At 36.1% G+C, this 16,069-nt stretch carries 10 protein-coding genes; all 10 read left to right on the forward strand.

The window, feature by feature from the left end; all coding sequences use genetic code 11:
* The first annotated feature begins 37 nt into the window (after positions 1-37).
* The 10 genes from CaldiYA01_RS02460 (at position 38) to CaldiYA01_RS02505 (ending at position 15,847) form a co-directional block, all read left to right on the forward strand.
* Positions 38-2,635 (forward strand): exo-rhamnogalacturonan lyase family protein, encoded by a 2,598-nt coding sequence (locus tag CaldiYA01_RS02460; RefSeq protein ID WP_207180979.1) that lies wholly within the window; start codon positions 38-40, stop codon positions 2,633-2,635.
* A gap of 31 nt (positions 2,636-2,666) precedes the next feature.
* Positions 2,667-4,925 carry a glycoside hydrolase family 95 protein gene (locus CaldiYA01_RS02465; RefSeq protein WP_207180981.1) on the forward strand — a complete coding sequence of 753 codons (2,259 nt, stop codon included), beginning with the start codon at positions 2,667-2,669 and terminating at the stop codon, positions 4,923-4,925.
* Between the two features lie 70 nt (positions 4,926-4,995).
* Complete coding sequence (uidA, locus tag CaldiYA01_RS02470) at positions 4,996-6,777, forward strand: beta-glucuronidase (protein WP_207180983.1); 1,782 nt, start codon at positions 4,996-4,998, stop codon at positions 6,775-6,777.
* A 485-nt stretch (positions 6,778-7,262) separates the two neighbouring features.
* Positions 7,263-8,567, forward strand: a complete 1,305-nt coding sequence (locus tag CaldiYA01_RS02475; protein WP_207180985.1) for an ABC transporter substrate-binding protein — start codon at positions 7,263-7,265, stop codon at positions 8,565-8,567.
* A 95-nt stretch (positions 8,568-8,662) separates the two neighbouring features.
* A complete protein-coding gene (locus CaldiYA01_RS02480; RefSeq protein WP_238480577.1) occupies positions 8,663-9,598 on the forward strand; it encodes a carbohydrate ABC transporter permease in 936 nt (311 codons plus the stop codon).
* Positions 9,599-9,601: 3 nt separating this feature from the next.
* The gene (locus CaldiYA01_RS02485; RefSeq protein ID WP_207180987.1) at positions 9,602-10,444 is read left to right on the forward strand and encodes a carbohydrate ABC transporter permease; all 843 of its coding nucleotides are present in this window, start codon (positions 9,602-9,604) and stop codon (positions 10,442-10,444) included.
* Positions 10,445-10,570: 126 nt separating this feature from the next.
* Positions 10,571-11,716 (forward strand): 4Fe-4S binding protein, encoded by a 1,146-nt coding sequence (locus CaldiYA01_RS02490; protein WP_207180988.1) that lies wholly within the window; start codon positions 10,571-10,573, stop codon positions 11,714-11,716.
* Positions 11,717-11,718: 2 nt separating this feature from the next.
* A complete protein-coding gene (locus CaldiYA01_RS02495) occupies positions 11,719-13,506 on the forward strand; it encodes an FAD-binding protein (protein WP_207180990.1) in 1,788 nt (595 codons plus the stop codon).
* Positions 13,507-13,519: 13 nt separating this feature from the next.
* A complete protein-coding gene (locus tag CaldiYA01_RS02500; RefSeq protein WP_207180992.1) occupies positions 13,520-14,608 on the forward strand; it encodes a zinc-binding dehydrogenase in 1,089 nt (362 codons plus the stop codon).
* Between the two features lie 27 nt (positions 14,609-14,635).
* Entirely contained in the window at positions 14,636-15,847 is a 1,212-nt protein-coding gene (locus CaldiYA01_RS02505; protein ID WP_207180994.1) for a Gfo/Idh/MocA family protein, read from the forward strand.
* The last annotated feature ends 222 nt before the right edge of the window (positions 15,848-16,069 follow it).

The raw sequence follows: 16,069 nt of genomic DNA on the forward strand, positions 1-16,069 counted from the left end.
TTTTTTAAAACACTTATTGAATTTGGAGGTTTAAAAAATGCAAGAAATAAAGCTAAAATGGCTTATAAAACCGCAGGTAGGCAATATTGGTGCAACGTTTTGTATTCCATGGAAAAAAGGAGAACTAAGGAATACAGAAGATGTTATTGTAAGAAACAAGGATGGAAGTATTATTCCTACTCAAAACTGGGCACTTTCATACTGGGGTGATGGGTCGGTAAAGGTGAGTAGCCACGCTGCTTTCTTTGGCACCAATTTACCTGATGAGCTCTTTGCATGTATTGAAGAAGATACCGTAACAAAATTCGAAACAATGGTTGAAGTTTATGAAGGCAAAGATCATATTAGCGTTATAACAGGCAAGCTTGAGTGCAAAATTAGCAAGACCGGAGATAAAATTATTGAATATTTAAAAGTAGGACAAAAGATTATTTGCTCTAATCTCACGCAAATTCTTATTACAGAAAGAATTTCTAATTTTACAGGATATAGGACTAAAGTTGAAGAAGAATACATTCCTCAAATATTAGGTGCAAAAGTAGAGTCTCACGGACCTTTGAGATGTGTTATAAAGGTGTGGGGAAGACATTTGCGAAATACCAAGATGACATTTGATGGCTCTTTACTCAAACAAGGGTGGCTACCTTTTGAGTTGAGATTATATTTCTATGCAAATTCAGATAAAATTAAGATTGTCCATACATTTATTTACAACGGAAATCCCCATCAAGATTTTATAAAAGGATTGGGCTTAAAATTTGATCTTCCTTTGCACTCTCCTCTGTACAATAGATTTGTAAGATTTGGAGGGGACAGTGGACTTTTTTGTGAGTCACCAAAAAATTTGATAGATGTGTACAGAAAAGAGAGATACATAACAATGTTTCAAAATCAGGTCAATGGACAACCGGTAGATTTTGATATTGACGAGGACCACCATTATATTAGAGAGATTAACAATACTCCAGAGTGGGATGAATTTATTCTTTTTCAAGATTCTTCCGAGCACTATGTTATTAAAAAACGTACATCTTGCCAGTGCAGTTTTGTAAAAGCAACAGAAGGCAGAAGATCTATGGGGTTTGCGTATGTTGGTGATGAGAATGGTGGGCTTGGAGTAGCTTTAAAGGATTTTTGGCAAAAATATCCTTCAGGATTTGAGGTAAAAGCTTTAACTTCTTCTGAGGCAAATTTAATAGTTTGGCTTTGGCCCCCTTATGCTGAAGTTATGGATTTGAGACACTATGATTTTGGTACATACACATCTTCTTCATATGAAGGGTTTGATGAGTATAGAAGTACTCCCTATGGTATAGCTAATACAAATGAGCTGTGGCTGTACTGTTTTGATTATGCTCCAACAAGTGAGCAGCTTTTGGAATATGCAAAAATGCAAGGATTTTCACCTCTTCTTGTATGTAGCCCTGAAAGGTATAAAGAGACAGAGATATTTGAAGGATTAAATTTACCGGATAATAGCAACTCCAAGAAAGAAAAGATTGAAAGAATACTGACAGCTATTGTTGATTTTTATCTAAAGGAAGTTGAGAGAAGAAAGTGGTACGGATTTTGGGACTATGGTGATTTTATGCATAGCTACGATATAGTAAGACATATGTGGAAATATGATATTGGTGGATATGCTTGGCAGAACACAGAGCTTGTGCCAAACATTTGGTTGTGGCTTATGTTTTTGCGAACAGGACGTTTTGATATATTTAAAATGGCTGAGGCAATGACAAGACATACATCAGAAGTAGATGTGTATCATCTTGGGGAATACAAGGGACTGGGTTCAAGGCACAATGTTGTTCATTGGGGATGTGGTTGCAAAGAAGTGAGAATTAGCATGGCATACCTTCACAGGTATTACTATTATCTTACTGCCGATGAAAGAATAGGCCAGCTTATGGATGATGTAAAAGATATTGACAAACAAATTATGCACATGGACCCTATGCGTGCGTATTTTACGAATGATCCTGAAAATAGAGTACACATAAGGGTTGGACCGGATGTTATGACCTTTTGTGCCAATTGGTTTGTAAGATGGGAAAGGTACCAGGAAGAGATTTATAAACAAAAGATAATAAAAATACTGGATTTTTTGAAGAAAAATCCAGCAGCATTTATTTCGGGTGGTGTATTTGCCTATGATTCCGAAAAAACCCAGTTAAAACCTATTGAATACACTGGTGGTTCAAATTTTGTATTTTGTTTTGGAAACACACTTGTTTGGCTTGAAATAGTCAAGAATTTTGAAGATAAAGAATTTGAAGAGTTGTGTGCTCAGCAGGGGCTTTTTTATACCGAATTTAAAGAAAACAAAGATGAGATTTTAAAAAGCTGGGGCGTTCCAAGCTTTGGATTTAAGTTGAACATGCTCAATATTGGGATGGCTGCCTTTGCTGCAATGAAAAAGAATATTCCTGAATTGAAAAAAGAAATCTGGCAGATGTTTTTAGACTATAACAAAAATCCCTGGCTGAAATTTATTTGTGATGGAGGTATCAAGTTGCAATTGGCAACTGTACCTGAGCCTGTTGTGGAAGTTCCTTTTATTTCAACTAATATAGCATCTCAGTGGTCATTAAACGCATTGCTTGCACTTGAATTTATTGGAGATGAGCTATGAAAATAATATAATTAACCTGGAGGGATATGATATGAAAGAAAATAGCAGCTTAAAAATATTCTTTGATACTCCCGCCAATGATTGGAATGAAGCGTTGCCGATAGGGAATGGAAGATTGGGGGCTATGATTTATGGAACTATTAAAAAGGAAATACTTCAGCTTAATGAAGACAGCATCTGGTCGGGAGGACCCATGGAAAGAGAAAATCCTGATGCTAAACAGTATCTACCTCGTATACGAGAACTCTTGTTAAAAGGAGAAGTAAAAGAAGCAGAAAGGCTTGCTACTTTTGCTTTAACGGCCACTCCACCAAGCCAGGGGCATTATGAGCCTTTGGGATATTTGTATATAGATTTTGATATTAATGAGGATAAGGTAGAAAAGTACAGTCGTGAACTTGATCTTGAAAGAGCAGTTGCAAAAGTAAATTTTGAGCTAAATGGAATAGTGTTTAAAAGGGAGTATTTTGCTTCATATCCTGATAATGTGATTGTAGGAAGGTTTGAATGTAAAAAAGAAAAAGGCATTTCTTTTTCTGCAGTCTTGCGAAGAGAAAAAGGGAAATATGTTGACAGGTGCGGTCGCATAGGAGATGATACAATATTTATTGAGGTGTTCAACGGCGGCGCAAATGGGCTTTCGTTTTGTGGAATGGTCAAGGCATTGACACCAGATGGCAGAGTTTTTTCAATCGGTGAAACGTTATTTGTAGAAGATGCATCAGAAGTTATATTGCTAATTTCTTCTGCAACCACATACAGAACATCTGACTATTTTGAACATACTTTAAATACACTCCAGAAAGCTGCTCAGAAGGGTTTTGCGAAGCTATATGAAGACCATATTGCTGATTATACTTCTTTGTTCAGAAGGGTAGAGTTTTATATCGATACTGAAGACCAGGATAAGCTTGACTTACCGACACCTGAGCGGCTTAGCCGCTTGAAAGAATGCGAAACTGATTTGGGTTTGATACCTCTGTATTTTCAGTTTGGCAGATATTTACTAATTTCAAGCAGCCGGCCTGGCAGCCTTCCTGCGAACTTGCAAGGTATATGGAACAAGGATATGTTGCCACCATGGGATAGCAAATATACTATTAATATCAACACACAAATGAATTACTGGCCTGCAGAAGTTTGCAATCTCTCTGAATGTCACCTACCACTATTTGATTTGATAGAAAAAATGAAAGAAAGAGGAAGAAAAACGGCTGAAAAGATGTATGGATGTCGAGAGTTTTGTGCACATCACAATACAGATATCTGGGGTGATACTGCACCTCAAGATGTGTATTTACCTGCAACTCACTGGCCGATGGGTGCTGCTTGGCTGTGCCTTCATATATGGGACCACTATGAATATACAGGTGATGTTGAATTTTTGAAATCTCACTATGAAACAATGAAAGAAGCAGCTATATTTTTGCTTGACTATATGGTTGAAGACCACAATGGCTATCTTGTGACATGTCCGTCTTTATCACCGGAGAACAAATATATTCTTCCCAATGGAGATGTATGCAGTTTAACATATGCACCGACTATGGATATTCAAATCATAACAGCGCTTTTTAGCAGAATTATTAAAGCAAGCGAAGTTTTAAATATGGACTTTGACTTTGCACAGCAGTTAAAGGAAACTTTAAAAAGATTACCACCAATAAAAATTGGAAAACATGGTCAAATTCAAGAATGGATTGAAGACTATGAAGAAGCAGAGCCCGGGCATCGTCATATATCTCACCTATTTGGGCTGTATCCTGAAAGCCAAATAACAAAAGAAAAAACACCGCAGCTTTTTGAAGCAGCAAAAAAAACGCTTGAAAGAAGACTTTCTTTTGGTTCAGGGCACACAGGCTGGAGTAGGGCATGGATAGTATGTTTTTGGACACGGCTAAAAGATGGTGAGAAGGCATATCAGAATATCTTAGAGCTTTTAAGAAAATCCACACTGTCTAATCTATTTGATAACCATCCACCTTTCCAAATTGACGGGAACTTTGGTGCTACTGCAGGAATTGCAGAGATGCTTTTGCAATCGTATGATGAAATAATAGAAATTTTACCTGCCCTACCTTCAGATTGGAAAAGTGGTTATATCAAAGGGCTCAAAGCAAGAGGAGGACATATTATTGATATTGAATGGGAGAACAGAAAACTCAAAAAAGTTAAAATTAAATTTGGATTTAGGCAAGATGTTAATGTAAAATACAAAGATAAAATTGTACGAATTGAAGGCAAGTCAGGAGAAGAAAAAATAATTAAAGGTGAGGAATTTAATCTGTGAAATAGTTAATAACCTCTATTTTGAGCATTTATGGAAAATTGAAAAAATTTATAAGGAGGTTTTGTAAGCTATGCTTTATCCACGTGAGACAAGAACAAGAGAGGTAAAAGACCTTAGTGGCATATGGAGATTTAAAGTTGACAGGGAAGGGTATGAACAGAGGTGGTTTGAAAAACCCCTTGAAGATGCTATTTTGATGCCTGTGCCGTCAAGCTATAACGACATAACCCAGGATGAGAGCATAAGAGACCACATAGGTGATGTGTGGTATGAAAGGTCATTTTACATACCTGAAGGTTGGAAGGACAAAAGAATAGTTTTGAGAGTTGGAAGTGCTACTCATCACGCAAGAGTATTTTTAAATGGTAAGGAAATAACCCAGAACAAAGGTGGATTTTTGCCTTTTGAAGTTGAGATTAATAAATTTGCCCAAATTGGCTGTGAGAATAGACTTACAATTGTTATCAACAATATCTTAGACTGGAGCTGTCTTCCACCAGGATTTATAAGAGAATACAATGACCCAATGCATCCAGAAGGGTATAAAACTCAGGAGTATCTTTTTGACTTTTTCAACTATTCAGGTATTCACAGACCAGTTATGCTTTACACCACTTCCAAAACATATATTGAGGATATTAAAGTGGAGACACAAATTGATGACAAAAAGGGGATAGTTTGCTTTAAGGTGGTTGTGAATGGTGAAAAGAAGGATGAATGTCACATAGAAGCAACTTTATATGATAAAGATGGAGGACAAATAGCCAAAGTGGAAGGCCCAGAGGGTATGATAGAAGTTGAAAATGCAATATTTTGGGAGCCTTCAAATCCATATCTTTACAAACTAAATGTGACTTTAGTACGTGATGGTAAAGCTATAGATGAATATTATCTTCCTGTAGGAATAAGGACTGTTGAAGTCAAGGGCAAAAGACTTTACCTAAATGGTAAGCCAATGTATCTTAAAGGTTTGGCAAAGCATGAAGACAGTGATATTAGAGGCAAGGGATACGACCCTGTGATAGCTGTGAAAGATTTCAACCTCCTAAAATGGATAGGAGCAAACTCATTCAGAACATCACATTATCCTTATGCAGAAGAGATTTTAAACTTGGCAGACGAGTATGGTTTTTTGGTAATTGACGAGGCACCAGCTGTTGGCATGAATTTCTTTAACAAAAACGAAAAAGTGTTTACCCCTGAGAGAGTAAATCAAAAGACATTAGAACATCACTTGGAAGTTATAAGACGACTTATTGCAAGGGATAAAAACCATCCAAGTGTGATTATGTGGAGTGTGGCAAATGAGGCTGCAACATATGAAGATGGGGCATATGAGTATTTCAAAAGAGTAATAGATGAGGTGAGAAAGCTTGACCCGACAAGACCGGTGACGCTGGTTGAATCCTCTTTTCCGGATGAGACTAAAGTAGCGAGTCTTGTTGATGTTATATGTGTAAACAGGTACTATTCATGGTATTCTGATCCTGGCAGGTTGGATTTGATAGAGTTCCAGCTTGAAAAGGAGCTGAAAAGGTGGTTTGAGCTTTATCAAAAACCAGTGATAATAACAGAGTATGGGGCAGATACAATTGCAGGATTTCATTCAAGTCCTCCAATGATGTTTTCTGAAGAATATCAGTGTGAGATGCTGAAGAGGTATCATAGGGTATTTGACAGGCTGGATTTTGTGATAGGTGAGCACATATGGAACTTTGCAGACTTTGCAACAAAACAAGAGGTTCGAAGGGTTATGGGCAACAGAAAAGGAATCTTTACAAGGCAAAGACAGCCCAAGATGGCAGCATTTTTACTAAAGAAAAGATGGGAAAGTATGAAAGAAAATAAATGAGTAACTTTTTATGTACAGAATTTTCTAAAAGTTTTACAATAGTTTGACTGAATTGAGTTTGTGGTTTACCATTTTGAAGAATTAAAAATATACATATTGACACAACAAAAACAAACTGATAAAATAAAATCGTGATTTAATAAAACAATATTTTTAATAACAAACACAAGAAAAGTGAATGTATAGACAAAACAAAGCAAAAAACAACAATTGAGCGAAATTTATATTGATGATAAGTTCAGTATCTATTAGAAAGAAGCTAGTAATGGTAAATACAAGATTTAAAAGATATTTTATAAATTTAGTAGTCAAATTAATATAATTAAAATAAATACAAACTCAATAAGCTAAATTACGATTACAAATCAAAAAATATAAATTAAGAAAGACAAAATATTTTCTTCTTTTGGAGTGTTGTGGCAAAAATGCTCTTAAAAGAGCAATTGTAAATATTACTACAAAAAACATAAAGGGAGGGAAGTTCAGTGAGAAAGTTTTTGTCAATCCTTTTTGCTATTTTGTTTTTACTTTCATGCGTTTTGACCACTCAGATAAAGACTTCACAAACTGCTCTTGGATCTTCTCAGTCAATAAAGCTGAGGATTGCGTGGTGGGGAAGCCAAACACGTCATGACAGGACTCAAAAAGTGCTTGAATTATATCGGGCAAAAGTTAATCGTAAGGTAAGTTTTGTCACTGAATTTGGTAGCTGGTCTGGATACTGGGATAAACTTACAACTCAAGCAGCAGCAAAGAATTTGCCTGACATTATTCAGATGGACTACATGTATTTAGCTCAATATGTTCAAAAAGGTTTATTAGCAGATTTGACCCCTTATACGAAAAATGGAATATTGAATTTGAAAGATGTAAGTGATGCAAGTATAAAAAGTGGATCAATCGGTGGAAAGGTTTATGCTATAAGTTTAGGAACTAACGCTTTGGCAATTATTTATGACCCTGCTGTGGCTAAAAAAGCGGGTGTGAAGATACCTGAAGATGGTAACTGGAGTTGGAATGACTACAAGGAGATTATTAAAAAAGTTTATCAAAAAACCAAAATTAGAGCAGACTTGGCATTAACAGCTGATCCAAAATTCTTACTTGAATACTATGTAAGGCAGCAAGGTAAGAGCTTATATAAGCCCGATGGGACAAGTTTAGGATTTACTCAAGAAAAATTTATTGTTGATGTATTTAATATCAATTTGGAACTCTTAAAAGGTGGATATACAGCAAGACCAGATGAAGTTTCAGCAACTTCTACAATTGAAGACAGTTTATTTGTTAAAGGGAAGACATGGATTGGCTGGACGTGGAGTAATATGTTTGTTGCAACAGCAAACGCAGCAAAACGTCCGTTAGCATTAGCATTACCTCCTAAGGGTGGAAAAAGGGCAGGATTGTATTTAAAACCCTCTCAATTTTTCTCTGTTGCAGCAACATCAAAATATAAAAATGAAGCAGCAAAAGTTATAAATTTCTTTACGAATAGTGTAGAGGCAAACAAAATCTTGTTAGCAGAGCGAGGTGTGCCTATTTCATCTAAAGTTAGAGAAGGTATTAAAAATGCAGTAGAACCAGCAGTAAGACAGACATTTGATTATATAGCACTTGCTGAGAAAAACTGCTCACCTATTGATCCACCCGATCCATCAGGAGGAACTGAAGTTGGTCAGCTATTTAAAGATTTGTATGATCAAGTTTTGTATGGTCAGATAAAGCCGGAAGTAGCTGCCAAGATGTTTATACAAAAGGCAAACCAAATACTTATGAGAAATAAAAAATAGTAAGAAAATAGAGTCATTTAAAAAACGAGGGGCTATCCAGAAGGGTGGACAGCCCCTTGTTTAAATTCCTGTATATAAGGAGGCGAAATAATTTAATGTCAAAAATAACCTATAAAATGCCATTAAAAAATAGAGTTGATAGGATTTTAAATTCTGAAAATATAGCAGGATATGTTTTTATTTTACCATGGCTGGTAGGATTTTTTGTATTTACCTTGATTCCAATTGTGGCTACATTTTACCTTTCATTTACTCAATATGATTTATTATCACCGCCCAAATTTGTTGGTTTAAGGAATTATATTCAAATGTTTAAGGAAGATCCTTTATTTTGGAAGTCAATGTCAGTGACATTTTTCTATGTATTTGTGACTGTCCCTTTGAAATTAGCTTTTGCTTTACTTCTTGCGCTTTGGCTATCTTATAAAAGTAAATTAACTCCTTTTTACAGAGCCGTATATTATATCCCATCAATGATGGGAGGTAGTGTCGCAGTTGCTGTACTTTGGCAAAGACTATTTACAAGTGATGGCGTTATAAATTCTATATTAAAATTGCTTGGAATCGATTCAAATATTTCGTGGATAGGAAATCCTAAAACTGCAATCTGGACATTGATATTACTTGCAGTTTGGCAATTTGGTTCACCTATGTTAATATTTTTAGCTGGTTTAAAACAAATACCTGAAAGCTATTATGAAGCAGCTATTATTGATGGAGCAAATAGTTGGCAAAAGTTCATTAAGATAACTTTACCAATGCTTACACCGATAATATTTTTCAACTTGATAATGCAGATGATAGGTAGTTTTATGACTTTTACTCAAGGATTTATTATTACCAACGGAGGACCTGTAAATAGTACTCTTTTTTATGCTATTTATCTTTACAGACGAGCATTTCAGTTCTATGATATGGGTTATAGCTGTGCAATGTCATGGGTAATGCTTATTATTATTGGAATACTTACAGCTTTTATATTTAAATCTTCTACATTTTGGGTCTATTACGAATCAAAGGAAGGTGAATAATTGATGAGAAGATCAAAGATGATAAGAATGTTTCTATTTCATCTCATAACACTTTTATTTGGCTACATAATGCTTTATCCTCTTCTCTGGATGTTTTTTAGCTCATTTAAGGATAATAGTGAAATTTTCTTAAACGCTCATGAGTTATTACCTAAGAGATGGCTCTTTAAAAATTATGTTGATGGGTGGAAAGGTTTTGCCGGATATCCATTTTCAGTTTTTTTTAAAAATTCATTTATTGTGACTGTAATTGGGACAATTGGTGCTGTAATTTCATCAGCCATTGTTGCATATGGTTTTGCAAGATGTAAGTTTAAAGGTAAAGGATTTTGGTTCGGATGTATGATTTTAACCATGCTTTTGCCATATCAGGTAGTTATGATACCTCAATATATTATGTTTCAAAAGTTAGGGTGGGTAAATTCGTTTAAACCACTACTTGTTCCAGCCTTTTTGGGTCAACCGTTTTTTATATTTTTAATGATTCAATTCATAAGAGGTATTCCTAATGAATTGGATGAAGCAGCAAAAATTGATGGTTGTAGCAAATATTCAATTTTTACCAGAATTATTTTGCCATTGATTTCGCCTGCTTTAATTACATCGGCAATATTTTCGTTTTTGTGGCGATGGGATGACTTTTTAGGACCTTTGCTTTATCTCAGCAAACCAGAGCTATATACTGTTTCTTTGGGTTTGAGGATGTTTTCTGATCCGACAGCAGTATCAAATTGGGGAGCAGCATTTGCTATGGCTACTTTATCACTTGTTCCTTCGTTTATAATATTTATTTTCTTCCAGCGTTATCTAGTTGAAGGAATTGTCACTACAGGGTTAAAAGGTTAAAAAAGAATAGGAGATTTATGGAAACGAAAAGGGTACACTTCTATTTTTTAATGGTGATTTTAGTGTTGTAAGTAGTAACCCAATTATTGGTTTTTTTAAAAATTTTTTTCAGAAGGAGTGATAACAATGCCAGACTTATCAATTACATATAGTAAACTAAGACTAAGATCACCTGTAATTGTTGCATCAGCAGGGATTACAGGAACTGTGGAGAGGCTTCAAAGATGTGAAGAAAACGGTGCTGGGGCTGTTGTGACAAAAAGTCTTTTTCAAAAGGAAATATGCAGAATTGCACCCACTCCACGGTTTAAAATAGTCAAGCATGAAAACACGTTTACGCTTTACTCATATGAACAGGCAAGCGAATTTAACCCTCAAGAGTATGCTGAATTTATATTCAAAGCAAAACAAAAGCTAAGCATTCCAGTCATTGCGAGTATAAACTGCTACACAGATGATGCATGGCTTGAGTATAGTAAGCTTATGGAGCAGGCAGGGGCTGATGCGATAGAGCTAAACCTTTCATGTCCTCACGGTGTGCATATAATGTCTGGTATGGATGTAATTGAAGAGATGGTCCACACAACAAAGCTTGTCAAAAGCAATGTCAAAATACCCGTAATACCAAAAATGACTCCTCAATCTACAAATCCGGGGTCTGATGCCTTAAGACTCGATAACGCAGGAGCAGACGGGCTTGTAATGTTCAATAGATTTACAGGGCTTGACATTGATATTGAGAAAGAAGCACCCATTTTGCACGGCGGTTATGCAGGGCATGGTGGTCCGTGGGCAATTATGTATGGTTTGAGGTGGATAAGCGCTGTATCGCCAAAAGTAAAATGTAGTATCAGTGCGAGCGGCGGTGCCATAAATGGAGAAGATGTTGTCAAATACATATTGGCAGGTGCGTCGGCTGTTCAAGTTTGCACAACTGTTATTTTGAATGGCTATGGGGTTATAAAAAAGATAAACAAGTATTTAGAAGAGTACATGGAGAGAAAAGGTTACAACACAATTGATGATTTTAAAGGAAAGGTATGTGGCAAAATTCTTGACATGGACTCTGTTGACAGAACGCACTGGGCTGTTGCAAGGATTGACAAAGAAAAATGCACATCTTGTGGCAAGTGCTTCACAGTTTGCATATATGATGCAATTGAAAAGGATGATGGAAAGTTTAAAGTAAATCAAAACTGTGATGGCTGCGGACTTTGTGCAGAACTGTGCCCAGCCAAGGCAATCTTAATGGTAAGAAGAGGTGAAGTTTAAAAGTGATATACAAAGCAGATGTGCTGGTAGTAGGTAGTGGCGGAGCAGGTTTGAGAGCTGCAATTGCAGCGTGTGAAAGAGCCTATGAGAGCCGAAAAAGAATAAAAGTTTTGCTGGCAAGCAAAGGAAAAATAGGAAGTTGTGGTACTACAGCTCTTGCATACTCTGATAGAATGGCATTCCATGTCACACTTCCCACAACAGAGCCTAAAGGTGAAGATAACTGGAAATATCATGCAAAAGATATCTATGAGATTGGCGGACTTGTTTCTGATTATGACTTGGCTGAGATTTTAGCAAAAAACTCAGCCGATGCTTATTTTTACTTAGATAGTTTAGGTGTTCCCTTTGTAAAAGAAAATGGCGTACCCGTTCAATTTGTGACAGACGGCTCTATATATGCGCGTGCATGTTTTACAGGACCTGATACTGCTGTTCAAATAGAAAAGGCATTGATTCGAAAGCTTGGTGAGATGAAGGATATTGAAGTTTTAGAAGATGTGATGATAAGTGATTTGATTGTTGTGAATAACAAAGTTTGCGGAGCAATTGGATTTAAAGAGAATCAAAATATCATAATACTTGCAAAAGCCATTGTTTTAGCAACAGGTGGTGCAGGAAGTATTTATAAAAGCAATGTATTTCCACCACGCATGACAGGTGATGGGTATGCAATGGCACTTCGTGCAGGAGCACAGCTTGTAAACATGGAATTTATCCAGATAGGTCTTTCATCCCCCAAAACAAAACTTGCGTGTTCGGGAAGTATAATGAGATGTGTCCCCAGGTTTGTAAATGAAAAAGGAGAAGAATTTTTGTTAAATTATCCTATCACATACAATGATGTATTTGAAAAAGGTGCAACTTGGCCAATAAGCTACGAGCATAAGACATGCCTAATAGACATTGCAGTATTTAGGGAAATTGCACGTGGTGGAAAGGTGTTTTGGGACTTTACTCAAAATCCCAAAGGATTTGAGTTTGAACATCTAAGAGAAGATTTAAAACAAAGGTATTATAAAGAAGTTAAAAATCAGATTGGGAGCAGAAAAACTCCATATGAAAGACTCTGTGAAATAAATCCTCAGACAGTTGAGTGGTTTTTGAAAAGGGGAATTGACCTTAGAAACCAAATGTTAGAAATTGCACCATCAATTCAGCATTTCCAGGGTGGTGTAAAAATTAGAGAAAATGCAAATACAGCTATTGAAGGCTTGTATGCCTGTGGAGAGTGTGCAGGCGGACAACATGGAGCAAACAGACCAGGCGGAAATGCACTTTTGGATACTCAGGTTTTTGGTAAGATAGCAGGGGAAAGTAGCTTTGAATTTGCTTTGAATACTTCAATCGATGAAGAATCTATAGTTTGCCAAGCAAACCGCTTGTTTGAAAGCTATAAAAGCTATATAGCTGAAGATGGCATTGATTTGGAGAATGCCATATCAGAACTAAATAGGGTTATGGATTTGTACGCAAGTGTTGTGAGACATCAGGATGGACTTCAAAAAGCACTTATGAAAATTGAGGAGTTGAAAACAAGAAAAATCAAGCCTGTTGAGTATGAATATCTTTTAGAGCTAAAAAACATGCTTTTGTGTGCAGAGGCAGTTGTAAAAAGTTGTATTTTAAGAGATGAAAGCAGAGGACCGCACTTGATGTTTGAAAATTACAGCGATTTGTGGCCAAAGCCAAGAGATGAAAGATACAACGTATACCATGTATGCAGGCTAAACAAAGAGACTAATCAAATTGAAGTCTTTCCAATGCAGTCGGTAAAACCAAAAGCGTAGGGGGAAAACAAGAATGAAAGCTTATGCAATGGTTTTAGAAGAGTTCAACAAACCTTTGAAGATGAAGGAGTTTGAATTAATGTCTCCAACTGACGGTAAGCTTTTGGTAAAGATAGAAGCAGCAGGTGTTTGTGGTTCTGATGTGCATATGTTCAGGGGTAATGACCCTCGCACAAAACTTCCCATGATTTTAGGGCATGAAGGTGTTGGACGTGTGTATGCTATTTCAGGTCAGTGGCGTGATATAAATGGCGAGAAAATTCAAGAGGGAGATTTGATAATTTGGGACAGGGGTGTTGTGTGTGGTAGGTGCTACTTTTGTGCTGTCAAAAAAGAAAGCTATCTGTGTCCGCACAGATGGACATATGGGATAAGCGTTAGCTGCGCAGAACCTCCGTATTTGAGAGGCTGCTATTCGGAATACATTTATCTTCACAAAGATACGAAAGTTATAAAAATAAAAGAGAATGTTGCTCCGGAAATTTTAGTATCTGCCTCATGTTCTGGTGCAACGTGTGCTCATGCTTTTGACATTGTTTCACCTGATTTTGGTGACAGTGTCCTAATTCAAGGACCAGGTCCTATAGGGCTTTATGCAATCATTTTTGCAAAACTTAGAGGAGCACGAAATATAATTGTGATTGGTGGCACAAAAGAAAGACTTAAAATGTGTGAAGAATTTGGAGCAACGCATGTGCTTGATAGAAATTCGACTACAGCTGGTCAAAGACAGGAAATAATAATGGATATCACAAATGGGCGTGGAGTCGATTTGGCAATTGAAGCTGTGGGACATCCATCAGCAGTAAGTGAGGGAATAAAACTTGTTCGAAATGGTGGAAGCTACTTATCACTTGGTTTTGGTGACCCAAACGGCAGCGTTACACTTGACTGTTATTATGACATTGTAAGAAAGAATTTAAGATATCAGGGTGTATGGGTAAGTAGCACAAAACATCTGTATATGGCAGTAAATGTTGTGCTGCAGAACAGGGAACTTTTCAAAAAGATGATTACAAATGTTTACAAGTTGACTGATGCGACAAAAGCTCTTGAGGATATGGAAAACAGAAATACAATAAAATCTGTTCTGAAGCCATGAATATAATTTAAAAGGGGGTGTACAGTCTTGAACATTGCAAAGGTTGGTCTTATTGGAATTAGTGGGTTTGGAAGTATACACTTGCGGTCAATAGAACAGCTCCAAGGGAAGATGGTTGACTTGAGAGCAATTGTTGCAACAAGCTACGAAAAAAATAAAGAAGTGATTGATAGATTGGCTTCTCGAGGTGTTAAGTATTATCAGGATTATAGATTAATGCTTGAAAATCATAAAGACTTAGATTTTGTTGCTATCTCAACGCCCATTCATTTACATGCTCCAATGGCAATTGATGCAATGGAAAGAGGTTTTAATGTCCTGCTTGAAAAGCCGCCTGCTGTGACAATTCAGGATATTGACGCTATAATTGAGACGAAGAGAAAAACAAAAAGGGTTTGTAGCGTGAACTTTCAAAACACCTCTGGTAAAGCATTTAGAAAACTTCTTGAGTATATAAAAGAAGGCAAACTTGGCAGAATAAGATCAATTGTTGGTGTTGGACGTTGGAAAAGGGATGAAAGCTATTATCAAAGAAATGCGTGGGCTGGTAAGTTAATTGTTAATGGCAACTATGTCTTGGATGGAACAATAAACAATCCTCTTGCACATCTTTTGAACAATGAACTGATTATTGCTGAGACCTTGGAAGAAAATGGGGGTGTGCCTCAGAAAGTTACTGCAGAACTTTATCACGGGCACAAGATTGAAGGGGAAGACACAGCGTGTGTGAGAATTATAACAAAAACGGGAATCGAGGTTTATTTTTATTCAACGCTATGCAACAGGGAAGAAGAGCCACCCTATATCATAATAGAAGCTGAAAAAGCAAAAGTCTATTGGACATTTGCAAATAGGTTTAAAATAGAATACATTGATGGCTCTACAGAAGAATTTGATGGTGGGCGTGAAGATTTGTTTGTAAATATGTACATTAATATGGTAGAGCATCTGTTTGAAGGCAAACAGCTTTACTGTCCACTAGAAATAACGCGTAATTTTGTATTAGCATCAAACGGGGCTTTTGAATCATCGGGGTGTGTTTATGGTATTCCAGATGAATATTTAGAGATTAGCAATGAAAATGGTAAGATATATACTTATATCAAGGATATAAAAGAAATCATAGATGAGGTTGCTGTAAATAAAAAACTATTTTCTGAAATAGAAGTACCATGGGCGAAACAAACAAGAGAGTTTGGTTTAATTGATTACTGTTGTTTTAGTATGTTTAAAGGGTAAAGTCTTATATTTTAAAATAGAATAGCTTGATTTATTTTAAAAAGTACAGAGCTATCTTGAGTTTTATTTGGATAGCTCTTTTATTTTTTTAGAGTAAGAGAATAATATATTTACAATAATAATGATAAACAATATTGACAAAATAAAATAGCAGATATAAAATAAAACATAGAAATAAAATCAAATAATCATGCATAAACAAAAATACTATGCTTAGAGTTC

This window comes from Caldicellulosiruptor diazotrophicus (assembly GCF_017347585.1).
GTDB classification, from domain to species: domain Bacteria; phylum Bacillota; class Thermoanaerobacteria; order Caldicellulosiruptorales; family Caldicellulosiruptoraceae; genus Caldicellulosiruptor; species Caldicellulosiruptor diazotrophicus.